This is a genomic window from Variovorax sp. Varisp85, from assembly GCF_047304045.1.
GTDB lineage: Bacteria > Pseudomonadota > Gammaproteobacteria > Burkholderiales > Burkholderiaceae_C > Variovorax.
Map to the genome: position 1 here is coordinate 1 of NZ_JBGLYN010000046.1, position 22,602 is coordinate 22,602.

At 67.8% G+C, this 22,602-nt stretch carries 19 protein-coding genes and 3 pseudogenes; 5 read left to right on the plus strand and 17 right to left on the minus strand.

What is annotated here, in order from left to right; genetic code table 11:
- On the plus strand, positions 1-813 hold an 813-nt coding region (locus tag ACCC97_RS18375), incomplete at its 5' end, for an aldo/keto reductase (RefSeq protein WP_413334231.1).
- On the opposite strand, the gene ACCC97_RS18380 is transcribed toward ACCC97_RS18375, so the two are convergent.
- A complete protein-coding gene (locus ACCC97_RS18380; RefSeq protein ID WP_413334232.1) occupies positions 800-928 on the minus strand; it encodes a hypothetical protein in 129 nt (42 codons plus the stop codon). The two genes, ACCC97_RS18375 and ACCC97_RS18380, sit on opposite strands and share 14 nt — an antisense overlap.
- Here ACCC97_RS18380 and ACCC97_RS18385 point away from each other — a divergent pair.
- Positions 906-1,127 (plus strand): annotated as a pseudogene (locus tag ACCC97_RS18385) (tripartite tricarboxylate transporter substrate-binding protein); the annotation flags it as partial. The gene ACCC97_RS18380 and the pseudogene ACCC97_RS18385 overlap by 23 nt on opposite strands.
- A gap of 15 nt (positions 1,128-1,142) precedes the next feature.
- Here ACCC97_RS18385 and ACCC97_RS18390 read toward each other — a convergent pair.
- Together ACCC97_RS18390 and ACCC97_RS18395 are read right to left on the minus strand one after the other, a co-directional pair.
- Entirely contained in the window at positions 1,143-2,000 is an 858-nt protein-coding gene (locus tag ACCC97_RS18390) for an alpha/beta fold hydrolase (RefSeq protein ID WP_413334234.1), read from the minus strand.
- The gene (locus tag ACCC97_RS18395) at positions 1,997-2,557 is read right to left on the minus strand and encodes a cytochrome b (protein ID WP_413334236.1); all 561 of its coding nucleotides are present in this window, start codon (positions 2,555-2,557) and stop codon (positions 1,997-1,999) included. Before ACCC97_RS18395 ends, ACCC97_RS18390 begins: the two co-directional genes overlap by 4 nt.
- Positions 2,558-2,693: 136 nt before the next feature.
- On the opposite strand from ACCC97_RS18395, the gene ACCC97_RS18400 reads away from it, so the two are divergent.
- Complete coding sequence (locus tag ACCC97_RS18400; RefSeq protein ID WP_007834630.1) at positions 2,694-4,151, plus strand: glycosyltransferase family 2 protein; 1,458 nt, start codon at positions 2,694-2,696, stop codon at positions 4,149-4,151.
- A gap of 4 nt (positions 4,152-4,155) precedes the next feature.
- Here the strand turns inward: ACCC97_RS18400 and ACCC97_RS18405 are convergent, their stop codons facing one another.
- Positions 4,156-4,983 (minus strand): DODA-type extradiol aromatic ring-opening family dioxygenase, encoded by an 828-nt coding sequence (locus ACCC97_RS18405; protein WP_007834628.1) that lies wholly within the window; start codon positions 4,981-4,983, stop codon positions 4,156-4,158.
- Positions 4,984-5,093: 110 nt separating this feature from the next.
- Here ACCC97_RS18405 and ACCC97_RS18410 point away from each other — a divergent pair.
- A pseudogene (locus ACCC97_RS18410) lies at positions 5,094-5,210 on the plus strand (helix-turn-helix domain-containing protein); the annotation flags it as partial.
- Between the two features lie 470 nt (positions 5,211-5,680).
- On the opposite strand, the gene ACCC97_RS18415 reads toward ACCC97_RS18410, so the two are convergent.
- The 13 genes and pseudogenes from ACCC97_RS18415 to ACCC97_RS18475 form a co-directional block, all read right to left on the minus strand.
- Entirely contained in the window at positions 5,681-6,649 is a 969-nt protein-coding gene (locus ACCC97_RS18415; protein WP_413334239.1) for a LysR substrate-binding domain-containing protein, read from the minus strand.
- Positions 6,650-7,183: 534 nt separating this feature from the next.
- On the minus strand, positions 7,184-8,137 hold the full coding sequence (locus ACCC97_RS18420; protein ID WP_413334241.1) for an NAD-dependent epimerase/dehydratase family protein: 954 nt from the start codon (positions 8,135-8,137) through the stop codon (positions 7,184-7,186).
- Positions 8,134-9,123: a fumarylacetoacetate hydrolase family protein gene (locus tag ACCC97_RS18425; protein WP_413334243.1), complete on the minus strand. Its 990-nt coding sequence runs from the start codon at positions 9,121-9,123 to the stop codon at positions 8,134-8,136. The genes ACCC97_RS18420 and ACCC97_RS18425 overlap by 4 nt, the downstream gene beginning before the upstream one ends.
- 35 nt (positions 9,124-9,158) lie before the next feature.
- Positions 9,159-9,740 (minus strand): cupin domain-containing protein, encoded by a 582-nt coding sequence (locus ACCC97_RS18430; protein WP_413334245.1) that lies wholly within the window; start codon positions 9,738-9,740, stop codon positions 9,159-9,161.
- A gap of 9 nt (positions 9,741-9,749) precedes the next feature.
- Positions 9,750-10,718, minus strand: a complete 969-nt coding sequence (locus ACCC97_RS18435; RefSeq protein ID WP_413334247.1) for a Bug family tripartite tricarboxylate transporter substrate binding protein — start codon at positions 10,716-10,718, stop codon at positions 9,750-9,752.
- Positions 10,719-10,747: 29 nt separating this feature from the next.
- Positions 10,748-12,223 (minus strand): NAD-dependent succinate-semialdehyde dehydrogenase, encoded by a 1,476-nt coding sequence (locus ACCC97_RS18440; protein ID WP_413334249.1) that lies wholly within the window; start codon positions 12,221-12,223, stop codon positions 10,748-10,750.
- An 11-nt stretch (positions 12,224-12,234) separates the two neighbouring features.
- Positions 12,235-12,954 (minus strand): dihydrodipicolinate synthase family protein, encoded by a 720-nt coding sequence (locus ACCC97_RS18445; protein ID WP_413334251.1) that lies wholly within the window; start codon positions 12,952-12,954, stop codon positions 12,235-12,237.
- The gene (locus ACCC97_RS18450) at positions 12,951-13,295 is read right to left on the minus strand and encodes an AMP-binding protein (RefSeq protein ID WP_413334253.1); all 345 of its coding nucleotides are present in this window, start codon (positions 13,293-13,295) and stop codon (positions 12,951-12,953) included. Before ACCC97_RS18450 ends, ACCC97_RS18445 begins: the two co-directional genes overlap by 4 nt.
- Entirely contained in the window at positions 13,280-14,065 is a 786-nt protein-coding gene (locus tag ACCC97_RS18455) for an enoyl-CoA hydratase/isomerase family protein (RefSeq protein ID WP_413334255.1), read from the minus strand. Before ACCC97_RS18455 ends, ACCC97_RS18450 begins: the two co-directional genes overlap by 16 nt.
- A 48-nt stretch (positions 14,066-14,113) precedes the next feature.
- Entirely contained in the window at positions 14,114-16,114 is a 2,001-nt protein-coding gene (locus tag ACCC97_RS18460; protein ID WP_413334257.1) for an acetyl-CoA carboxylase biotin carboxylase subunit, read from the minus strand.
- 22 nt (positions 16,115-16,136) lie between these two features.
- A complete protein-coding gene (locus ACCC97_RS18465; RefSeq protein ID WP_413334259.1) occupies positions 16,137-17,279 on the minus strand; it encodes an acyl-CoA dehydrogenase family protein in 1,143 nt (380 codons plus the stop codon).
- Positions 17,280-17,310: 31 nt separating this feature from the next.
- Positions 17,311-18,933, minus strand: coding sequence for an acyl-CoA carboxylase subunit beta (locus tag ACCC97_RS18470; protein WP_413334261.1), 1,623 nt, complete (start codon positions 18,931-18,933; stop codon positions 17,311-17,313).
- A 147-nt stretch (positions 18,934-19,080) separates the two neighbouring features.
- Positions 19,081-20,263, minus strand: a pseudogene (locus ACCC97_RS18475) (acyl-CoA dehydrogenase family protein).
- Positions 20,264-20,535: 272 nt separating this feature from the next.
- Here ACCC97_RS18475 and ACCC97_RS18480 point away from each other — a divergent pair.
- Positions 20,536-22,392, plus strand: a complete 1,857-nt coding sequence (locus tag ACCC97_RS18480; protein WP_413334263.1) for an ABC transporter ATP-binding protein — start codon at positions 20,536-20,538, stop codon at positions 22,390-22,392.
- Positions 22,393-22,602: the final 210 nt, after the last annotated feature.

The window sequence follows — 22,602 nt, forward strand, 5'->3', positions numbered from 1 at the left end:
CGCCCCCTCCCCTCCACCCAGGAGGCCCTGCCCGTGATCGGCTGCGGCACCTGGATCGGCTTCGACCAGCGCCCCGGCAGCGAGGAATACGCGCGCCTGCCCGGCGTGCTCGACGCACTGTTCGCGGCCGGCGGCACGGTGATCGACAGCTCGCCGATGTACGGCCGCTCCGAGGAAAGCACCGGCGAACTGCTGGCCGCGTCGAAGCTGCAAGGCAAGGTCTTTCTCGCCACCAAGGTCTGGACCTCGGGCCGCGAGGCCGGCATCGCGCAGATGGAGCAGTCCTTCGCGCGGCTGCGCACGCAGCGCATGGACCTGATGCAGGTGCACAACCTCGTCGACTGGCGCACGCACCTCGCCACGCTGCGCGGCTGGAAGGAACAGGGCCGCGTGCGCTACATCGGCATCACGCACTACACCGCCTCGGCCTACGGCGAGGTCGAGGCGGTGCTGAAGGCCGAGAAGCTCGACTTCCTGCAGATCAACTACTCGCTCGACGCGCGCGAGGCCGAGCAGCGCCTGCTGCCGCTGGCCGCCGAGCGCGGCGTGGCGGTGATCGTCAACATGCCTTTCGGCGGTGGCGGACTGCTGCGCCGGCTGCGCGACCGGCCCCTGCCCGCCTGGGCCGGCGAGATCGGCTGCACGAGCTGGGCGCAGGTGCTGCTGAAGTTCGTGCTGAGCCATCCGGCCGTGATCTGCGCCATACCGGGCACCAGCCGCCGCGAGCACATGGCCGACAACGCGGCAGCCGGCACGGGCAGTTTTCCCGACGCGGCCTTCTGGCAGCGCGAGGCCGCCTCTATTCGAACTTGACGTTGTGCTCGCGCACCGTGGCGCCGAAGGCGTCGTACTGTGCGCGGAAGAACTCGGCGAACTTCGCGGGACTCATGCCGTAGCCCTCGCCGGGCTTCCACGGCCCGGCGCGCATGCCGGCGCCGGTGGTCGAGAAGCTCAACGCCGCGCTGGCGCAAGTGCTGGCGATGCCGGCCACGCGCAAGTTCTTCCGGCGAGGTGCGTACGAGGCCGAGTCGTCGAGCCCGAAGCAGCTGGCCGACCTGACGCGCGCAACATACGACCAGTGGGGCGACATCATCCGCAAGCTGGGGCTGGTGAAGCAGCAGCAATAACGGCTGCGGCAAGGCTCAGCGGAAGAATTCCAGCAGCCGCGCGTTGACCTCGTCGGCGCGCTCGTACTGCGCCCAGTGCCCCGCGCCGTCGATCACCACGCCTTCGCGCCCCGGTCCCTCGGCGGCAAGCTGCGCCACCAGCGGGCGCGGATCGGCCGTGACGTCGAACTCGCCCCACAGCAGCAGCGTAGGCACGCCCATCGTGGCCAGCGCCTGCTGCAGCCCGCCCGACTGCGACACCTCCTTGCTGCGAAAGCGCGTGCCATGGCAGGAGATGTCGTGGATCTCGAAGGCCAGCGCATCGATGGCGGACTCTTCGTGCAGCATCAGCGCGCCCAGGTTGTGCAGCAGTGCGGCACGCTCTTCGTCGCGGTTGGGCGCGGCGCGCCAGTTGATCATCTTCGCCGTCATGCGCCGCAGCGTGCCGTGGCCGCCGCTGCCGATCAGCGCGAGCCGGCGCACCGCGCCGCGCCCGGCCCCGAAGCGCGCGGCCGTCAGACCGCCGAAGGAGAAGCCGCCGAGGTCGATGACGGTGCCCGCACCGATGAGCTGGTCGAGCGTGCCGCCGAGCGCGGCCAGCAGCGGCTGCAGCGGGTCTTCGCCCGGCGCCACGCGCGGCGGCGCATCGGATTCGTTGAAGCCCGGCATGTCGGGCAGCCACAGCGTGCGGCCGGCCGAGAGCGCCTCGGCATTGCGCAGCCAATGCATCCAGCTGCCGTGGCCGCCGTGCAGCAGCACCAGCGGGGGCTTCGTCGCGTCGGTGCCGAAGCGGCGCCAGCGCACGCGCACGCCCTCGTGCACCGGGTCGTGGTGGGTGGAGAGCGCGTCGATGCGCGCGATGAGGTCGCGTGCCCCGGCCTGCGGTGTCGTCATGGCAGCATCCGCTGGAGTTCGGCCTCGCCATCGAGGAACTGGTGCTTGAGCGCACCCAGCACGTGCAGCCCGAAGAGCACGTACAGCACATAGCCCGCCCAGGCGTGCACGCCGCCCAGCACGGTGTGCCAGGTTTCCTTCACGGCAGGCTCGATGGCCATGATCCAGCCGATGCGCGGCCATTCGAACAGGCCGAAGAGCTGCATCGGGTGGGTGGCCGCGTCCTTCCAGGCCGAGTCGTGCATCCAGCCCGACAGCGGCAGCAAAACCATCAGCAGGTACAGCGCGCCATGGGCCGCATGCGCCGCGAACCGTTCGAGCGCACCGTACGAGCCCGGCATGGGTGGCGGTTTATGCGTGGCGCGCCAGAGGAGCCGCAGGATCACGAGGCCCAGCACGGTGACGCCGATCGACTTGTGGGTGTCGACGGCCGGGCGCACCCAGTCGTCGGGGTAGTGGTCGACCAGCAGGATCAGGACGATGTTGGCGATCATGAGCACCGCGACCAGCCAGTGCAGCACGATGGCGGTTCGGGTGTAGCGGGTTTGTGCGAGCATGCGGGGAATTTTCGGGCGTGAGGCGACTCAGTCGAAGGCGCGTGCGATTGTCCCGGCTTTGCCCGGGATTTTCGAAACCGCAGGCCGAGTTTTTGCGTATCGACGAACGACCGACTGTCGCCCGGGGCACCTTCACTTGAACGATTCTCTCCAACGCGCTTTCGCGGCCGCATCGCCGCGCCTGTCGCCCCCCAATACTCCGCTGCGAAGCTGGCTCATCCACGGCGGCGTGCTCGTGCTGTGGGCGCTGCTCTTCGCCATGGCCTTCAAGTTCGGTAACGTCGCCGCATGGTCGGTGGGCGTGGCCTATGTGCTGTACGACACGGTACTGCTGCTGTTCGTGGCGTGGATGACGCTGCCGATCCTGCGGCCGCGCCCCCTGCCCGCTGTCGCAAGCGCGACCCGGCGCGACACGCTGGGCGTGATCGTCGCCTCGCACAACGAGGCCGCCGTGCTGCCTGTGACGCTGGCCGCCCTGCTCGGCCAGACCGACCTGCCCGACCGCATCGTGATCGCCGACGATGGTTCGACCGACGGCACGGCCGAGCTGCTGACCACGCGCTACGGGCTCGTCGCGCCGGCCCCGGGCGAGTTGAGCGCGCCCAGCACGACGCATCCTTCTCTTTTCTGGTTGCGCCTGCCGCATGGCGGCAAGGCGGTCGCGCTGAACGCGGCCATCCTGTGTATCGACACCGACACCGTGCTCACGGTCGATGGCGACACGCTGCTCGACAGCCAGGCCATCGGCGCCGTGCGCCGGGCGTTCTCCGAAGAGCCCAACCTCGTGGCCGCCACCGGCGTCATCATTCCGGTGTGCAGCCGCACGCTGGCCGGGCGCTGCTTCCAGTGGTTCCAGACCTACGAGTACATCCGCAACTTCCTCTCGCGCTACGCGTGGATGCGCGTCAACGGGCTGCTGCTGATCTCGGGCGCCTTCGCCGGCTTTCGCACCGGCGCTGTGCGCGCCGTGGGCGGCTTCGACACGGACTGCCTGGTGGAAGACTACGAGCTCATCCACCGCCTTCATCGCCACGCCCAGGCCCACGGCCTGCCATGGAAGGTGCGCGTGCTGGGCGACGCGCAGGCCCACACCGACGCGCCCAGCAGCACGGGCGCCTTCCTGCGACAGCGCCGCCGCTGGTTCGGCGGCTTCCTGCAGACGCAGTTCTGGTACCGCGCCATGGTTGGCGACCGGCGCTATGGCTGGCTCGGCGTTGCGATGCTGCCGGTGAAGGCCATCGACACGCTGCAGCCGCTCTACGGCCTTGCGGCCTTCGGGCTGCTGCTGGTGTATCTGGTGCGCGGCAACTTCGGCGTGCTCGCGCCGGTGGCCGGCGTGATCGGCGCGAAGATCGTGCTCGACCTCGTCTTCCACCTGTGGTCGGTGTTCCTGTACCGGCGCTGGATAGGCCACGTCAGCGAAGCCAACATGGTGCAGGCCTTCCTGGCCGCGCTGGTCGAGCCCTTCACCTTCCAGATACTGCGCCACACGGGCGCGGCCTGGGGCTGGTGGATGTTCCTGACCGGGCGCGGCACCTGGGGCCGGCAGACGCGCGTCGGGCTGGTGGATGCCGAGGGCGTGCGGCGGGGCTGAAGCCTCAGGCGCCGAAACGAAAGCTCGACACCACCAGGCCGCCCATGAAGGCATCCTCGTGGTACACGCGCTCGCCGGCCTCGCCCTCTGCCGCACCGACGGCCACCATGAGTGGAATCAGGTGCTCTTCGCGCGGATGCGCCATGCGTGCCGCCGGGGCTGAAGCCCAGTCGATCAGTCGGGCGCTGCGCCCGGCCGGCGCGCCCTGCACCACCGCGTCGTCGAGCCAGTCGTCGAAAGCCTTCGACACGCCGTGCGCCTGCGGCCCGAAGTTGCGCAGGTTGTGATAGCTCAGGCCGCTGCCGACGATCAGCACGTTCTCGTCGCGCAGCGGCGCGAGCGCGCGGCCCAGCGCCAGGTGCTCGGCAGGGTCGAGCCCGCGGCGCAACGACAGCTGCACCACCGGCACGTCGGCCTTCGGGTACATCGCGGCCATCGGCGAGAACATGCCGTGGTCGTAGCCGCGCTCGGGGTCGATCTGCACCGGCAGGCCCGCCGCGGCGATCAGCGACTGCACGCGCTGCGCGAGTTCGGGCGAACCGGGCGAGTCGTAGTGCACTTCGTAGGTGTGCGCCGGAAAGCCGCCGTAGTCGTAGATCATCGGCGGCTTCGGGTTGCCTTGCACCGTGAAGACGGGCGCCTCCCAGTGCGCCGACACCATCAGGATGGCGCTGGGCGTGCGGCCTATCTGGCGCGGCATGTCGGCCAGCGAGGCGGCGAGCTGGTCGTAGGTCGGGCCCATTTCCTTTTTCATCCAGGGCCAGGGGCCGCCGCCGTGCGAGATGAAGTAGGTGGGCAGGCGCGATGAAGCGCTGGCGTTGTCGTGGGTCAAGTCGATGCTCCTTGAAGGCTTTGCATCGACTGTAGACATTTCCTGCAAGGAAATCGACAGGCTACGATGCATCGAATCAGTTCTCCACAGGAAAGATTGCCATGGACCGGATGACCAGCCTGCGTGTGTTCCGCGAAGTCGTCGAGGCCGGCAGTTTCGTGGCCGCGGCCGAGCGGCTGGGCCTGTCGCCGCCGATGGCCAGCAAGCACGTGGCACAGCTCGAGAAGTCGCTCGGGGCGCGGCTGCTGCATCGCTCCAGCCGTCACCTGAGCCTGACCGAGGCCGGCACCGCCTGGTACGAGCAGAGCCGCCGCGCCCTCGACCTGCTCGATGCGGCCGAAGCCGCCATCGGCCAGGCCCACGACGCGCCGCGCGGCCAGCTCAAGGTGAGCGCGCCCGTGTGGTGCGCCACGCCGCGCTTCGCACGGGTGCTGGCCGACTATCGCGAGAAATACCCCGAGGCAAAGGGTCATGGAAATTTGCCAAGTGGCAAAAGTTACCCCGCCCCACCAAGCAAACGTCACGCAGATCCTGCGCAACGCTCGACGAGCACAGGATGTGCCCGCCTCTGCACGACACCCGCATCTCCGTACCGATGTCTAAGGTCACGCTATCGGCTAGGCATCTCATCGGTCATCTCGTCATCTGACAGAAGGGGAAAGAATTCGCTGCCGCCTCTGCTGCTGGGGCTACGAGCTCAGGACCCTATCCGCGGCTTAGCATTTCTGTCCCGATTAGCAACGCCAGGGCGGGTGACCGACGTCTGCGCGTTTGCGACTGCCTTCTCGAGCCGCTCGCCTAGGAAGTCAATGAAGGTCCTGAGCTTAGGCGACATGTACTGTCGGCTCGTATAGACCGCGAACAATCGTATCGGCCCGAAAGCAAACTCCGGCAGAAGTTGCAGCAGACGTCCGTTAGCAATGTCCTCTGCGATCAGCCACAACGGCATGAACGCGATACCCATATTCGCATGGACCGCATGAAGAGAGAGCGTGGTGTCGTCGGAGCGCATGGCCGGCGAGAGGCGCAGCGAAAACATGCGCCCACCCGGGCCCTTGAGCTCGAGGTTCTCCAGGTTCACGTAGCTCGGCACAATGGCACCGAGCCTCGCCAATTCGGCAGGCGATGTGGGCAGGCCGCCCATGCGTTCGATGTAGGCCGGCGTTCCTACGAGGTAGAAGGGGACGTGGCAAAGCGGTCGTGCGATGAGAGCGGTCGAAGGCTCTAGTGTGGCGCGCAGGGCCAAGTCGTAGCCATCAGCCGCGAGATCGACCTTGCGGTTCTCCAGATGGATGTCGACCAGCACTTCGGGGTATCTCTCGCGATAGTCGGCCAGCACGCGCGCAAAGCGCGGCGTGGCGCACCAAATGGGCGCGCTCACCCTCAGCTGTCCGCGCGGTGTGTCGTGCGTCTGGCCAATGGCGGCCTCCGCTGCGTCGAGTAGATCGAGCGCGCGGCGGCTCTGCTCGTACCAACCCGTCCCGGCCTCGGTCAGACTCAAGTGGCGGCTGGAGCGGTGCAGCAGCCGTGCTCCGAGGGATTTCTCAAGCTGTGCGACATGCTTGCTGGCCATCGGCGCCGATAGCCCCAGTCGCTCGGCTGCCGCTACGAAGCTGCCGGCCTCCACCACTTCGCGGAACACCCGCAAGCTGGTCATGCGATCCATGTGGGTCTCCGCGAAACGCTGCGTCTAGATTCCTAGTTCTTCAAATTGCAAGACAGGAGTCTATCGGTTCAATGGTGACGCCAAAGACTCGACGCTAATCAAGAACAACTCGCTACTGCATCCATCGAGGAAAAAGGCTGAGCGCAGTTGAGCTCGACGCAGTTGTCCGACACACGCAGAATAGCTCGGCACTGCTAGATCTTGAAACGAAGGGGATCGAGACCTGCTGAAATGAGACTGCCTACTTTCATGCCCTCCAGTTCAGCCATGGAAACTTGCTATCGTGATAAGAAGAGTTATCTCAATAGCTCTCTAAATTACTCCACAAAAATCGGCGCCTCGTGGCCGAAGCCGTGGTGGCTGGGCGCTCCGACGAAACCACAGGCGATCGGCGCCCTCGTCTTCCTGAAACGCAGGCGCCCTGTTGGAGGACGAGGCGAAGACGCTGGAGAACCCGGCCATCCTGACAAATTTTCGAAGCGCAACTGACGAGAAGCTGGTTTCTCGGCATCAGCCCGGAAGCGGGGCTTCAGATCAGTTGATTTCACCAAGTGCCCGGCGCACCAGCTCGTCCGCCGAGCCGTCGTCGCGCAGTCCGAGCGCACGGGCCGATACATCGTCGAGGCGCGGATAGCGCCCGAACACCGCCTCTACATCGGGACGAGGCTGGAATGACACCAACCCGCGACGGGACTCACCGTAGCGTGCCGAGCACGTGTCGACGATTTCCTGGATCGAGAGCCGCAGCACAGGCAGCGGCCAAGCGCGCTCCGGCTCCGCATGCGGGACTTCCATCACCGCCGCATGGGCCAGGTTCTCGGCACAGCGGCGCGCCGACATCCACCACGCCGTGGCTTCGGGACCTACCGGGCAGGTGTAGGCAACGCCCGCCTTGAGCACATGCAGGATGTCGCTCATGAATGCGGAGGTGAGCCCGGCGCTGCTCTTCGCGCGCGCGACGATCCCGGGCAACCGGACCGACCGGCCGTCCAGGAGCCCGCGGCGCGTGAAGTCGGCCAGCAGGATCTCGCACACCCGCTTGTGGGCACCGTAGGTGAGCGGCGGCCGCAGCGGCATGGCGGGTGTGACGCAGTCCGGAAGATGGGTGCCGTACACCGCGATGCTGCTGGCATAGACGACTGTCGGCCTCGCGCCGTTCCCGGCCAGCGCCTCGAACAGCGCAAGCGATGCGTCGAGGTTGACCCGGCGGCCGAGCGCGTAGTCTTGCTCGGATGCACCGCCCGGGACGGCCGCGAGGTGAAAGACCACGTCCGGCCGGAACGCCGCGACCTGGGCCATCACGCCGGGGTCCGCGAGATCGCCGCGAATCGCGATCTCTGCGGCCGTGTCCGGCAAGCTTTGGTCGGCGAGCGCCAGTGCTCCGATGCGCCGGCCGCCAATTTCGCCCCGCTCGCGCAGCAGGCCGGCAAGGTGGGCGCCGATGAAGCCGGCCGCGCCGGTAATGAGGACTCGCATGGCTTCGCTCACGCCTGCGGCGGCACGGGGGCGCGGACGATACGCTGGTCGATGGCGCCGAAGACACACTGGCCGTCCTGGCGCACCGCCATCCGGACGCGGTCGCCGAAGCGCATGAACGGCGTCCGGGGTGCGCCGTGCTCGATGGTCTCGATGGCGCGGCGCTCCGCAATGCAGGCCGAGCCCTTCTGCCCGCCTGCGTTCGAGACCGTGCCGCTGCCGATGATCGTGCCGGCGGACAGGCGACGCGTCGCGGCCGCATGTGCGATCAGCTCGTCGAAACCGAAGTTCATCTCGCCGCCGTTGGGGTTGCCGAACCATGCGCCGTTGTATTCGACGTGGAGGTCCATGTGCACGCGGGTGTTCCGCCAATGGTCCCCGATCTCGTCCGGCGTCACCGCCACCGGCGCAAAGCTGGAGGAAGGCTTGGCCTGGAAGAATCCGAAGCCGGTCTTCATCTCGCGCGGGCCGAAGGCACGCAGGCTCACGTCGTTGATCTGCACCAGCAGCGCGATGCGGCTGCGCGCAAGTTGCGCCGAAGTGCCAAGCGGCACCTCGTGCAGGATCACGCCATACTCGCCCTCGAAGTCGATGCCATGCGCCTCGTCCGGCAGCGGCACGTCGTCGGTGGCTCCAAGGAAGTCGTCGGAACCGCCCTGGTAGATCAACGGGATCGTTTCCATGTCCGGAATGGGCGCCAGCTTGAACGCCGTTTCCATCAGGCGGCCGTGGTTCAGGAAGGCGGAACCGTCGCACCATTGCGGCGCTCTCGGTAGCGGCGCGGCAGCCTGGCGCGGATCGAACGCGGATGCACCGTCCGCCTGCCCCGCATTGAGCCCTGCATAGAGTTGCTGCAGCCGAGGTTCGCACTCGGCCCAACGCTCCAACGCGTCGAGCAGGGTGGGTGCGATCGCCTGCGCACTCACCGATTGCTGCAGGTCGCGCGAGACGACGACGAGGCGGCCGTCCTTGCCGCCCTTCAAGGATGCCAGTTTCATGCTTTTTTCAGTTCGAAGAGCAGCGCTGCTTCGCCTCAACGCAGGCCGGCCAGCGCTTGGCCGATGGCAGGGTCGTACTCGCCGTCGATCAGGACGAAGAGCATCCGGCATGGCTTGCCGGAGCGGTTGGCCCACGCATGGTTGGTACCGCGCTGCACGACGACGCTGCCGGCGCCGAGCTGCACCTCGCCCTGGTCCACGACCAGCGTGATCTCGCCCTCCATCACGACACCGTAGTCGACGCTTTGCGTACGGTGCATCAACGGATGCGGCGCGCCCCGGTCCGCCGTGGACGCCGCCATGTCCCCGATCTCGCTGAAACCCGCGCGCAACTGGTCGGCGCTGCGGCTGAACAGTTCCTCGCTGTCCGGCTGAATGTCGACGAACCGGATGCGCGTTCCAAGCGCCGGCGGGGGCAGCGTCAGCGGTCCGGTGGTCGGGTCCGGGCCGTTGTCGACACGCACCGGCGTACCCGTCGTGGCCCACACCTCGTGAAAGACCGTGCCCGGAATGGCCTTGATCTCCGCCACGACGGGCAGCGGCCCATTGCTGGTGATCACGGCGTTGCCTTGCGCGTCGTGGCCGGTGACCACGCGATGGATGACTGGAAGATTCATGATGTCGACCTATTCGAATTGAAGCTTGGACTCTTTGGCGATCCCGCGATAGAGCACGAGGTCGTCGCGGATCGCATCGGCAAAGCGCGCGGAGGTGCCGCCCTCAGGCCGCAGCCCGAGTTCCGCGAACCGTTTCTGCACCGCAGGGTCGGCCAGCGCCGCGCCCGCCGCCTTGTTCAGCTTCTCGAGCAAGGGCTGCGGGGTCGTTGCCGGTGCCAGCACACCCACCCATGACTCGAGCACGAAGGGCTTCACGCCGGCCTCGGACGCCGTCTGTGTGCCGGGGAAGCGCGGATCCCGCTGCCGGTTGGTGACCGCCAGCAACTTGATATGCCCCGCATCGATCAGCGGCTTGGCCGAGGCATCGAACGCCACGTCCAGCTGGCCGCCCGCGACATCGTTCAGTGCACCCGCCGTGGAACGGTATGGAATGTGCACGAGGAATGTTCCGGTCAGCGACTTGAAGTACTCGCCGGCAAAATGCGCGCCGCTCCCCATGCCGGCGCTGCCATAGCTCAGCTTGCCGGGATTCTTTTTGGCGTAGGCGATGAACTCGGCCAGCGTGCTCGCGGGAATGTCCTTCTTCGTGACGATCTGCAGGCCATAGGTGGCGGTCATGCTGACAGGCGCCAGCGCCTTTGCAGGATCGAAGGAAATCTTCGGATCGACCACCGGGAGGATGCTGTAGCTCGAATTGGTGAACAGCAGCGTCGTGCCGTCGCCGGGCGCCTTGATGACGGCCTCGACGCCCAGCCGGCTGCTTGCGCCCGGCCTGTTGTCGATGATGATGACCTGGCCGAGCTGCCGGCCCATGTGCTCCGCCATGATGCGGGCCACCTGGTCCGTGACGCCGCCCGGCGGAAAGGGCACGACCATCTTGGTCACGTTCGGCTGTGCGTGGGCCGTGGCGGCTGCGGCAATCATGGCGATCGCGGCAAAAAGCGGGGAAAGCCACGCAGGGCAACGCTGTTGCTTCATTTCTGTCTCCTGATTTTTCTGGGAAGGCGTCAACCGAAGGCAGGCGCCAGCCCGTCCCAGCAAAGGTACTTGATCTCGAGGAATTCCTCGATGCCATGGTGCGAGCCTTCGCGGCCGAGGCCGCTCTGCTTTACGCCGCCGAAGGGCGCCACCTCGTTCGAGATCAGGCCGCAGTTGATACCGATCATTCCCGACTCGATCGCGGAAGATGCGCGCCAGATGCGGGCCGCGTCGCGGCTGTACAAATAAGCGGCCAAGCCGAATTCCGTGGCGTTCGCAAGCTCGAAGGCCTCCTCGTCGTTCTCGAAGCGGAACAGCGGCGCAAGGGGTCCGAAGGTTTCCTCGCGAGCCACGGCCATTTCCGGCGTCGCCCCCATGATGACCGTCGGCTCATGGAAGCGGCCGCCGAGCGCGTGGCGCTTTCCGCCGTGCAGCACGGTGGCGCCGCCGGCGATCGCATCCGCGATGTGCTCCTCGACCTTCGCCACGGCCGCGTCATCGATCAGCGGTCCCAGCTGCACGCCTGCTTCCAGGCCGTTGCCCACGCGCAGCCTGGCCACCCGCTCCACGAGCTTGGCCGCGAAGGCGTCGTACACGCCCGCCTGGACCAGCACCCGGTTGGCGCTGATGCACGCCTGGCCCGTGTTGCGGAACTTGGCGGCGACGACGCCGTCGGCGGCCGCGTCGAGATCCGCATCGTCGAAGACGATGAACGGCGCGTTGCCGCCCAGCTCCATCGAGCACTTCTTGACCGTTGCCGCGGCCTGCGCGAGCAGCAGGCGCCCCACCTCCGTCGAACCGTTGAACGTGATCTTGCGCACGAGCGGATGGCTGGTCAGCGCGTGGCCGATGGCACGCGTGTCATTGCCGGTGACCACGTTGAACACGCCGGGCGGCACGCCGGCGCGCTGCGCCAGTTCGGCGAGCGCCAGCGCCGTGAGCGGCGTCTGGCTGGCCGGTTTCACGACCATGCTGCAGCCGGCCGCCAACGCCGGGCCGGCCTTGCGGGTGATCATTGCAGCCGGAAAGTTCCAGGGCGTGATTGCCGCACACACGCCGATCGGCTCCTTCAGCACCAGAACGCGCTGCGTGTCCTTCGGCGCGGGAATCACATCGCCGCGTGTGCGCTTGGCTTCTTCGGAAAACCACTGCAGGAAGGAGGCCGCGTAGTCGACCTCCACCTTCGCTTCGGCAAGCGGCTTGCCTTCTTCCAGCGTGATCAGCGTTGCAAGATCGTCGCGGTGCCGGATCATCAGTTCGTACCAGCGGCGCAGCACTTCCGAACGGTGCCTGGCCGTGGTCCTGCGCCAGGACAGGAAAGCCGCGTGGGCCGCTTCGATGGCGTTGCCGGTCTCCGCCTCCTTGAAGCGCGGGAGCTCGGCCAGGACGGCGTTGTCGGCCGGATTGCGCAGCGTGTAGGTGCCGTGCGGCGTGGCGCCGATCCACTCGCCGGCCACGTGGGCGGCGGTGCGAAAGAGCGTCGGATCCTCGAGAAGGTGGCGCATCGTGCCTTCCTTCAGCATGGGTTGCGCCCGACCATGTAGGCACTGTCCGGGTCCTTGGTGACCGGCAGCCCGGAGGCCACCAGCCCTTGGCGCAGCATCTTCATGAGGCGGTCCGGGACACGCATGGCCGGCGCGCGCAAAGGCCCGCCGTTGAAGCCCGCCAGCCAGTCCTGGTACTTCCACATCGTGCGGTTCAACACGCCGGTGCCGCCGGCGTAGCTCTGTGCGGCGGCGCCGTTGGCGCTGCGCGCCGGGTTCACCTTCCAGTACATCTCCATTGCGGACTCCCACTCGCCGTTTTTTGCCAGGTCGAAGGCGCGCGGGTAGTAGGTGCTCATCCATTGCGTGTTGCTGGTCCCGGAGAACTGCAGCTTCATCACGCTCATGAGCGGAATGGCATCGCCCTCGATGGGGCAGCTGATCACCACCTCGTCGCGGAAATGGTGGTACATCTCGCACAGGCCTGCGGGCAGCGGGAAGCCCTGCTCCGACTTGATCGCCACGATGTTGGGGCAATCCTTCAGCAGGCGGCGCACCAGCTCGACCGACATGCCCGCCGGATGCACACGCTCGAAGCCCCACAGCGGAATCGGGAACAGCATCACGGCCAGCTCGGTCGCATCGCAGAACTGCTTGGTGTAGTCGTAGATCTCCTGCTCGGTCGTGGGCCAGAACTGCGGGGGATAGGACAGCAGCACGATGTCCGCGCCGGCCTTCTCCGCGAGTTTCACGGCCCGCCCGCATCGTTGATCGCGAAGGACAGCTCCGCGCCGCTGAGCCTGAAGTTGAGCGGCACGCAGATCGCGCCGATCCGCGCGGTGGCAAACAGCACGACGACGAACATCGGGTCATTGAGCCCGAGGTAACCGACGCGGGCGCCCGCGGCCAGCACCGCCCACTGCCTCGGGTGGCGGGCGAGGCGTGGGCCGTCGTCCCCGGGGGCGCCCCCCCAGCCCCGCGCGGGGGGGGGGGGCGCGCGCGCCGCGCGGCGCGAGAGCCACTCGGCCAGGCCGACCGCGTGCGCGCTGCGGTCGGTGGCCGTGGGGGCGGCGATGCTCAGCGTCCGGTCCATACGGGCTTGCGCTTCTCGTTGAACGAGGCCAGGCCTTCGCGCGCGTCCTCGGTCATTGCGAGCAGCGCGATCTGACTCTCGGTGTAGGCGATGCCTTCGTCGAAGGACATCGCGGCCATCGCGCGCATCGCGTACTTGCCGCGGCGCAGCGCCGTGGGCGATTTGCCGGCGAGGCGGTCGACCAGCCATTGCGTCTTCGCGTCGAGTTCGCCGGCGGGCACCGCGTAGTTGAGCAGCCCCGCCTCCCGGGCCTCCGCCGCGCCGAAGGGCTCGCCCGTGAGGCACCACTCGCGCAGCGTGCGGCGCGGCACGATGTCCTGCAGCAGGCTCAGCACCTGCATCGGGAACAGGCCGATCTTGACCTCGGGCAGACCGAACTGCACGTGGTCGGCCGCGACCGCCATGTCGGTCATGCACAGCAGGCCCACGCCGCCGGCCATGCAGACGCCGTTGATGCGCGCGATGCTCGGCAACGTGGCGTTCTGCACCTCGCGCAGCATATCGGCGTAGTCGATGTTGGGCTGCGACAGGTCGAAGGCGAAGCCCGCGCCCGGCTGCAGGTCTCCGCCCGCGCAAAAGGCCTTGTCGCCCGCGGCAGTGAGCACGATCACGCGCACCTCGCTGTCGGCATGGGCGCGGCGCCAGCCGTCGCGGATGCCGGCCACCACGTCCTTGTTGATCGCGTTGCGCTTGTCGGGCCGGTTGATCGTGACCCACATCGCGTGGCCACGCTTCTCCAGCCGCACCGCGGGCTCGTTCGTCTCGCTCATCTCGTCTCGCTCCTTGTTCTGGGGCGCCGACCGCGCGCCCGGTGTTTACTAAGCCGCGACCGCGTCCTTGGCGGCCACCTCGATCTCGACCACCACACGGCTGGCCGCGACCTGGTCGCCGGTCTTCACGTGCAGCGCGATCACCTTGCCGGCCACCGGCGCTGCGTGGATGTGCTCCATCTTCATGGCCTCGAGCGTGATGACCGGCTGACCCGCCTCGACCATGTCGCCGATCGCGGCCATCACCGCGACCACGCGGCCGTTCATCGATGCGCGCACCTTGCCGTCGCCGCCGGCCTCGCCCTGGCGCGCGGTCGCGGCCCGGGTCTTGTCCTCGATGCGCACCGGAATGCCGCGGTAATGCAGCAGCAGCGTGGCGCCGTCGCGGTGGAAGGCCGCACTTTCGTAGAGGCCGTTGCACACGAAGCGCACGGCGTGCTCGCCGATCTCGGCCAGCTCGACCCCATATGCGGCATCGCCGATCGACACCTCGAAATGGCGCTGCTGCCGCAGCACGATGCTCGCGCGCACCGCGGCGCCCTCGACCTCGAAGCGCAGCGAGATCGGCAGGCTGTGCGTCATACGCCGACCGGCCGACGGCGCGCGGCGCGCACCGGTGGTCTCGTAGAGCAGCACGGCCGCGATGGCGGCGGCGCGCGCGCGGGCCTCGGTGTCTGGCGCGAGCAGCGCGTCCTGGTTCTGCGCGATGAAGGCGGTGGTGGCGCCGCCGGCCGCGAACACCGCATGGCCCAGGCAGCGGTGCAGGAAGGCCTGGTTGGTGGTCACGCCCAGCGCCACCGCATCCTCCAGGCCGGCCATCAGTTGCCGCCGCGCGGCCTCGCGCGTGTCGCCGTGGCTGATGACCTTGGCGATCATCGAGTCGTAGTAGGGCGGGATCTCGCCGCCCGAGCGCAGCGCATGCTCGACGCGCAGCTGCGCGGGCATGGCCCACAGCGCCATGGTGCCGCTCTGTGGCATGAAGCCCTTGTCGGCGTCTTCGGCGCACAGCCGCACCTCGATCGCGTGGCCCTGGAACCTGACCTGCTCCTGCGTGATCGGCAGCGCTTCGCCGCCGGCCACGCGCAGTTGCAGCGCGACCAGGTCCAGGCCGGTGATGGCCTCGGTCACCGGATGCTCGACCTGCAGCCGGGTGTTCATTTCCATGAAGTAGTAGTTGCCCTCGGCATCGAGCAGGAACTCGAGCGTGCCAGCGCCTTCGTAGCGGATGGCCTTGACCGCGGCCACCGCGGTGGCGCCCATGCGTGCGCGCAGCTCGGCGTCGACGGCCGGAGAAGGCGCTTCCTCGATCAGCTTCTGGTGGCGGCGCTGTACCGAGCAGTCGCGCTCGCCCAGGTGGATCGCGTTGCCGTGGCGGTCGGCGAAGACCTGGATCTCGATGTGGCGCGGCTCGACGATCGCGCGCTCCAGGATCACTTCGGGGTCGCCGAAGGCGCTCTGCGCCTCGGAGCGCGCGCTGCGCAGCAGCTCGGGGAATTCCTTGGCCGAAGGCACCAGCCGCATGCCGCGCCCGCCACCACCGGCCGTGGCCTTGATCATCACCGGGAAGCCGATGCGCACGGCCTCGGCCGCGAGCCGCTCCTCACTCTGGTCGTCGCCCTGGTAGCCGGGGATGCAGGGCACGCCGGCCGCCTGCATCAGCGTCTTGGCGCCGGCCTTGTTGCCCATCGACACGATGGCCTCGGCCGACGGGCCGACGAACACCAGGCCCGCGTCCTGGCAGGCCTGCGCGAAGTCCTCGTTCTCGGCGAGGAAGCCGTAGCCCGGGTGCACCGCGTCGGCACCGCTGAGCTTCGCGGCCTCGATGATCGCGGGAATGCGCAGGTAGGACTGCGCGGGCAGCGGTTCGCCGATGCACACGGCCTGGTCGGCCTCGCACACGTGACGCGCGCCGGCATCGGCCGTGGAGTACACGGCGACCGTGCGGTAGCCGAGCGCACGTGCGCTGCGGATGATGCGCAAGGCGATCTCGCCGCGGTTGGCAATCAGGATCTTGCGGAAGGGAGTGAGCTGTGGGGTCGAGGCGGTCATGGAGCGTACGTCGATGGTTTTTTCAGTGAGCGGACGGGAAGGTGCCCATGAACTTGCTGAGAATCTGGAGCATCACTTCGTCGGCGCCACCGCCGATCGAGGTGAGCCGGCCGTCGCGGAAGATGCGCGAGATGGGGCTCTCGTCGACGAAGCCCATGCCGCCCCAGAACTGCAGGCAGCCGTCGGCCACCTCGCGGATCACACGGCCGGCCTTGAGCTTGGCCATGGTGGCGGTGCGCGTGGCGTCCTGCCCGGCCACCACCTCCTCCACGCCCTGCCAGCACAGCGCGCGCAGGGCCGCGACCTCAGTCTGCATCTCGGCCAACCGGTAGTGCACCCACTGGTTGTCGAGGATCGAGCGGCCGAAGGCGCGGCGCTCGCGCGTGTAGCCGATGGTGGTGTCGATGGCGCGCTGCGCCATGCCCGCGTTGTTGAGCGCACCCCAGAGGCGTTCGATCTGGAACTGCTCCATCTGGTAGATGAAGCCCATGCCCTCCTCGCCGATGCGATGGCACTGCGGCACGCGCACGTCGTCGAAGTGGATCTGCGCAGTGTCCGACGAGTGCATGCCCATCTTGCGCAGCTTGCGCGCGACCTCGACGCCCCTGGTCTTCATGGGCACCACGATCAGCGACTTGTTGCGGTGCGAGGCGCCTTCGGAGGTGTTGGCGAGCACGCAGCAGAAGTCGGCCTGCGTGCCGTTGGTGGTCCACATCTTGCCGCCGTTGATCACGTAGTCGCCGCCGTACTTGCGCGCGGTGGTCTTGATCGATGCCACGTCGGAGCCGCTGCCGACTTCCGACACACCCAGGCAGGCCACGCAGTCGCCGCTGATTGCGGGCGCGAGGAATTCCGCGCGCAGCTCGGCGCTGCCGCGGTGCGCGAGCGCGGGCGTCGCCATGTCGGTCTGCACGCCGATGGCCATCGGCACGCCGCCGCAGTTCATGTGCGCGAGCGTCTCGGCCATCACCGCACCGTAGGAATAGTCGAGCCCCGCGCCGCCGTCCTCGACCGGCTTGGTCAGGCCCAGCATCCCCAGCTCGCCCAGGCGCTTGAACACCTGGTGAGCGGGGAAGACCTCGGCGCGCTCCCATTCGTCGACGTAGGGGTTGACCTCCTTGTCGATGAAGCGCTTGAGCGTGTCGTGCTCGGGCGTGAGTTGCATGGCTCGTGTGTCTCGCTTCTTTTTCTTCGACTCAGGGGCGCGCCACGGAGAACTGCATCTTCTGCGGCGTACGCAGCTCTGCATCGCGGCAGATCGACAGCACCTTGCTCAGCACCGCGCGCGTGTCGCGCGGGTCGATCACGCCGTCGTCGAGCATGTGGGCGCTGGTGGTGAATACGCTCATCTGGCTGTCGAAGCGGTCGATGATGCGGCGCTCCATCTCGGCGAGCTTCTCGCGGTCGATTTCGCCGCCCTTGCGCTTCATGGCGGCCTCGGCCACGTTGATCATGGTCTGCGCGGCCTGTTCGCCACCCATCACCGCTGTCTTGGCGTTGGGCCAGGAGAAGCAGAAGCGTGGATGAAAACCGCGGCCGCACATGCCGTAGTTGCCGGCGCCGAACGAGGCGCCGCAGTAGATGGTGATCTGCGGCACGGTGGCATTGGTCACGGCCTGGATCATCTTGGAGCCGTGCTTGATGATGCCGGCCTCCTCGTAGTCCTTGCCAACCATGAAGCCGGTCGTGTTGTTGAGGTAGAGGATCGGGGTCTTCGACTGGCAGCAGGCCTGGATGAAGTGCGTGGCCTTGGTCGCGCCGGCCGGGTCGATCGGCCCGTTGTTGGTGATCACGCCCAGCGGCATGCCTTCGATCTTGATGTGGCCGACCACGGTCGCGCTGCCGTAGTTCTCGCCGAACTCGAGGAACTCGGAGTCATCGGCAATGCGCGCGATGACCTGCTTCATGTCGACCGGGCGCTTGTGATCCATGGGCATCACGCCCAGCAGCTCTTCCGCGTCGTAGCGCGGTGGCTTGAAGCTGCGCGCGGGCTCGACGGGCATGCCGCGCTGCCAGTCGATGTTGGCCAGAATCTCGCGCGCCAGCCGAATCGCGTCGCGGTCATCCTCGGCCAGGTAGTCGCCCAGGCCCGAGATCGAGGTGTGCATCAGCGCGCCGCCCAGCTCCTCCTCGGTCGCGATCTCGCCGGTCGCGGCCTTGAGCAGCGGCGGTCCCGCGAGGAAGGCCCGTGAACGGCCCCGCACCATGATGATGTAGTCAGACAGGCCGGTCTGGTAGGCGCCGCCCGCGGTGGACGAGCCATGCGTGACCGTCACGACGGGCAGGCCCGCGGCCGAGATGCGCGCGATGTTGCGGAACAGGTTGCCGCCAGCGACGAATTCCTCGACCTTGTAGGTCATGAGGTTCGCGCCCGCGCTCTCGACCAGCTGCACATAGGGCAGCTTGTTCTCCAGCGCCAGCTCCTGCATGCGCAGTTGCTTGGGGATGCCCATGGGCTGCAGCGCGCCGGCATCGATGCCCGAGTCGGAAGCATTGACCATCACGCGCACGCCCGAGACCCAGCCGATGCCGCCGATCACCCCGCCGCCCGGCACGCTCTTCTCCAAGTCGGGATTGTCCAGCCCGAGCCCGGCCAGCGAGCCGATCTCGAGGAAGGGCGTGCCCGGGTCGAGCAGCAACGACAGCCGCTCGCGCGGCAGCAGCTGTCCGCGCTTCTCGAAACGCTCGCGGGACTTGCCCGATGTGGCGATGCTGCGCTTCTCGTAGCCGCGTACGCGGTCGATCAGGGCCAGCATGCCGGTGCGGTTGGCCTCGAAGGCCTCGCTGCCAGGGGAAACGTTCGACTCGATGATTGCCATTGCTGTGTTGCTGCAGTTGCTGGTTGGCGTTTGGTTCGCGGACTGTTGTATGGGTGTCAGCTTAGGCAAAGGTCCGGGACCGGTCTTGCGCGAACTGGCTGCGGCCCTTGGAGCGCCGCCACCTGCAGCGCGGCCGGCCACACGTGCTCAGACGCCGAGCTGCCGCGCGGCCAGGTCCTTCAAGACCTCTTCCGAGCCGCCGCCGATCATCATCACCTTGACTTCGCGGTAGATGCGTTCGCTGCGCGTGCCGCGCATGAAGCCCATGCCGCCCAGCAACTGCACCGCCTGGTCGGCGCAGAACTGCATGGCCTGCGTGGCCTGCACCTTGGCCAGGCAGACGCGGGCCACCAGGTGTTCGGGCCGCGCGAGCCGGTGCTCGATGCGATAGGCCAGGTCGTAGAGCAGCGCGCGCGCGGCATCGATGCGCAGCGTCATGTCCATCAGCTTGTGGCGCACCACCTGCCGCTGCGACAGCGTGCTGCCCGCGAGCGTGCGCTGGCGCGTCCAGTCGAGCGCTTCCTGCAAGCAGACCTCGGCGTAACCGCAGGCCAGCGCCGACATGAACAGCCGCTCGCTGTTGAAGTTGTTCATGAAGGTCTTGAAGCCCTTGTTCTCCTCGCCCACGAGGTTGGCCACGGGCACGCGGCAGTTGTCGAAGCGCAGGTGCGCGGTGCGCGGTGTCGGAGCTCCACCAGCCCATCTTCTGCAGTGCGGTGCGCGTGAGGCCCGGCGTGTCGCCGTCGATCAACAGCACTGAGATGCCGCCCGCGCCTTTGATCGCGGGGTCGGTCCGCACGGCGGTGGTGATGAAGTCGGCGCGCATGCCCGAGGTGATAAAGGTCTTCTCGCCGTTGACCACGTAGTGGTCGCCGTCGCGCACCGCGGTCGTGCGCAGGTTGGCCACGTCGGAACCGCCCGAAGGCTCGGTCACGGCCAGCGCGGCGATCTTCTCGCCGGCCAATACCGGCGGGATCACACGGCGCTTGATCTCGTCGCTGCCGGCCTTGAGGATCGGCGGCAGCGCGATGCTGTGCGAGTTGAGCGAGGCCTGCACGCCGCCGCCGCCGCAGCGCGCGAACTCCTCGGCGACCACCAACTGGTAGAAGATGTCGGCCGGCGTGCCGCCGTATTCCTCGGGATAACCCAGGCCCTGCACACCGAGTTCGGCCGCGCGGACGTAGAGCGAACGCGGGAAGGTCTCGGCCTCGTCCCATTCGTTGACATGGGGCGTGATCTCGCGCGCGATGAAGTCGCGCAGGCTGGCACGGAACTGCTCGTGCTCGGGCGAGAAATAGAAGGGAAGCGGGAGCGCTTCGAAGAATTCCATCCGGTGTCTCCTGGTAGCGCCACGAGACTAGCGGGGGCGACCCCGGCCAGTCTTGTGCGAAGTGGCTGCACGCAGCGACTACACCCAAGCCGGGAACGGTGCGGATTTCTTGGTAGGACTGCGCGCTCGCGTCGAGCTGGAAGGGCCGCTGGTCCTCAGGCTCGGGCTTCCTGGGTGAGCGGCTCGGCAGGGATGCGCCGCGGAGCGCACCTTTGCGGGGCAAGGTCATGCCTGCGCGGCTAAAGTCCTGAGTTCTCCGGGAGACTGTTTCCTTGTTCCGCCTCTTCGAAAAACTCCTTCACCCCTACCCTGCAGCCGAACCTGCGTTGCCGCCGCAGGGCTTCGTGGCCTTTCTCTGGGCCTGCACGCACGGCGTGCGCGGCAAGATCGCCGCGATGGGCGCGCTCACCGCCGTCATGTCGATCTTCGAGGCGGCGCTGTTCGCGATCCTCGGGCGCATCGTCGACTGGCTCGGCGGGCTCGAGCCTTCGCGCCTCTGGGAAGAACGCGGCACCACGCTCATGTGGCTGGCCGCGTTCCTGGTGATCAGCATCGGCGTGGTGGCGCTGCAGACCATCGTGAAGCACCAGACGCTCGCGGTGAACCTGCCGATGCGCCTGCGCTGGAACTTCCACCGCCTGATGCTGGGTCAGAGCATGGCCTTCTACCAGGACGAGTTCGCCGGCCGCATCACGGCCAAGGTGATGCAGACCGCACTGGCCGTGCGCGACACCATCTTCGTGCTGGCCGACGTGCTGGTGGCCATGGGCGTGTACGTGGCCACCATGATCCTGCTGGTGGGCGTGCTCGACGCGCAACTGGCATGGCCCTTCCTGATCTGGCTGGCGCTTTACATCGGCTCGCTCGTGTACTTCGTGCCGCGCCTGGGCAAGATCGGCAAGGCGCAGGCCGACGCCCGCGCGCTCATGACAGGCCGCGTGACCGACGCCTACACCAACATCGCGACCGTCAAGCTGTTCTCGCACACGCAGCGCGAGGCCGGCTTCGCGCGCGACGCGATGCGCGAATTCATGCACACGGGCTACGGCCAGATGCGCCTCGTGAGCGCCTTCGAGATCGTCAACCACACGCTGAGCATGGGCCTCACCGCCGGCATGGCGGGAACGGCGCTGTGGCTGTGGTCGCACGGCGCGGTGGGCGTGGGTGCGGTGGCCGCGGCCACGGCGATGGCGCTGCGGCTGCAGGGCATGTCGCACTGGATCATGTGGGAGATGACCAGCCTGTTCGAGAACATCGGCACGGTGCAGGACGGCATGAAGACGCTGTCGCGCCCGCGCACCGTGCTCGACGCGCCCGGTGCCAAGACCCTGGAAGTCCCGCGCGGCGAGGTGCGCTTCGAGCGCGCGAGCTTCCGCTATGCCGATGCAGGCCGCCGCGTGATCGACGACCTGAACCTGACGGTGAAGCCCGGCGAGAAGATCGGCCTGGTGGGCCGTTCGGGCGCGGGCAAGTCGACGCTGGTGAACCTGCTGCTGCGCTTCCATGACCTGGAGAGCGGCCGCATCCTGATCGACGGGCAGGACATCGCGCACGTCATGCAGGACTCGCTGCGCAGCCACATCGGCATGGTCACGCAGGACACCTCGCTGATGCACCGCTCGGTGGCCGACAACATCGCCTACGGGCGGCCCGACGCCACGCACGCACAGATCGAGGCGGCGGCGAAGCGGGCCGAGGCGCACGAATTCATCCAGACGCTCGGCGACGCAACCGGACGGCGCGGCTACGAGGCGCACGTCGGCGAGCGCGGCGTGAAGCTCTCGGGCGGCCAGCGCCAGCGCGTGGCCATTGCGCGCGTGATGCTGAAGGACGCGCCGATCCTTCTGCTCGACGAAGCCACCAGCGCGCTCGACTCCGAAGTCGAGGCCGCCATCCAGCAAAGCCTCTACGCGCTGATGGAGGGCAAGACCGTGATCGCGATCGCGCACCGGCTGTCGACCATCGCGGCCATGGACCGCCTGATCGTGCTCGACGAGGGCCGCGTGGTGGAAGAAGGCGACCACCGCACGCTGATGGCGCAGGGCGGGCTGTATGCGCGGCTGTGGGCGCACCAGAGCGGTGGCTTCCTGGGCGACAACCTCGAGGAAGACGAGGCGATGCGCGCCTGAACGGCACCGGTTGCGCCTGCAAACAATCGTCACAAATGAGGCGAGCCGCCACGAGCCCCCGGGGAAACCTCCGGGCGGTGCTTCACCCGCGCCTACAGCACACGCCGCCCCCTGCCGACAGTGGTGCCACGCAGGCGGCGCAATGCTGGACCCGTCTCAACACAGAGGAGTCCTCGCGTGAATTCCATCATTTACATCGTCGGTCTGATC

Coding starts and splice junctions, on each gene's coding strand:
- ACCC97_RS18440 (WP_413334249.1), bottom strand. CDS start 12,223: ATGCGCCACCTTCTCGAGGATCCGACGCTCTTTCGCACCGCCGCCCAC.
- ACCC97_RS18460 (WP_413334257.1), bottom strand. CDS start 16,114: ATGACCGCCTCGACCCCACAGCTCACTCCCTTCCGCAAGATCCTGATT.
- ACCC97_RS18470 (WP_413334261.1), bottom strand. CDS start 18,933: ATGGCAATCATCGAGTCGAACGTTTCCCCTGGCAGCGAGGCCTTCGAG.
- ACCC97_RS18430 (WP_413334245.1), bottom strand. CDS start 9,740: ATGAATCTTCCAGTCATCCATCGCGTGGTCACCGGCCACGACGCGCAA.
- ACCC97_RS18455 (WP_413334255.1), bottom strand. CDS start 14,065: ATGAGCGAGACGAACGAGCCCGCGGTGCGGCTGGAGAAGCGTGGCCAC.
- ACCC97_RS18415 (WP_413334239.1), bottom strand. CDS start 6,649: ATGGATCGCATGACCAGCTTGCGGGTGTTCCGCGAAGTGGTGGAGGCC.
- ACCC97_RS18390 (WP_413334234.1), bottom strand. CDS start 2,000: ATGACGACACCGCAGGCCGGGGCACGCGACCTCATCGCGCGCATCGAC.
- ACCC97_RS18380 (WP_413334232.1), bottom strand. CDS start 928: ATGCGCGCCGGGCCGTGGAAGCCCGGCGAGGGCTACGGCATGAGTCCC.
- ACCC97_RS18450 (WP_413334253.1), bottom strand. CDS start 13,295: ATGGACCGGACGCTGAGCATCGCCGCCCCCACGGCCACCGACCGCAGC.
- ACCC97_RS18465 (WP_413334259.1), bottom strand. CDS start 17,279: ATGCAACTCACGCCCGAGCACGACACGCTCAAGCGCTTCATCGACAAG.
- ACCC97_RS18435 (WP_413334247.1), bottom strand. CDS start 10,718: ATGAAGCAACAGCGTTGCCCTGCGTGGCTTTCCCCGCTTTTTGCCGCG.
- ACCC97_RS18425 (WP_413334243.1), bottom strand. CDS start 9,123: ATGAAACTGGCATCCTTGAAGGGCGGCAAGGACGGCCGCCTCGTCGTC.
- ACCC97_RS18395 (WP_413334236.1), bottom strand. CDS start 2,557: ATGCTCGCACAAACCCGCTACACCCGAACCGCCATCGTGCTGCACTGG.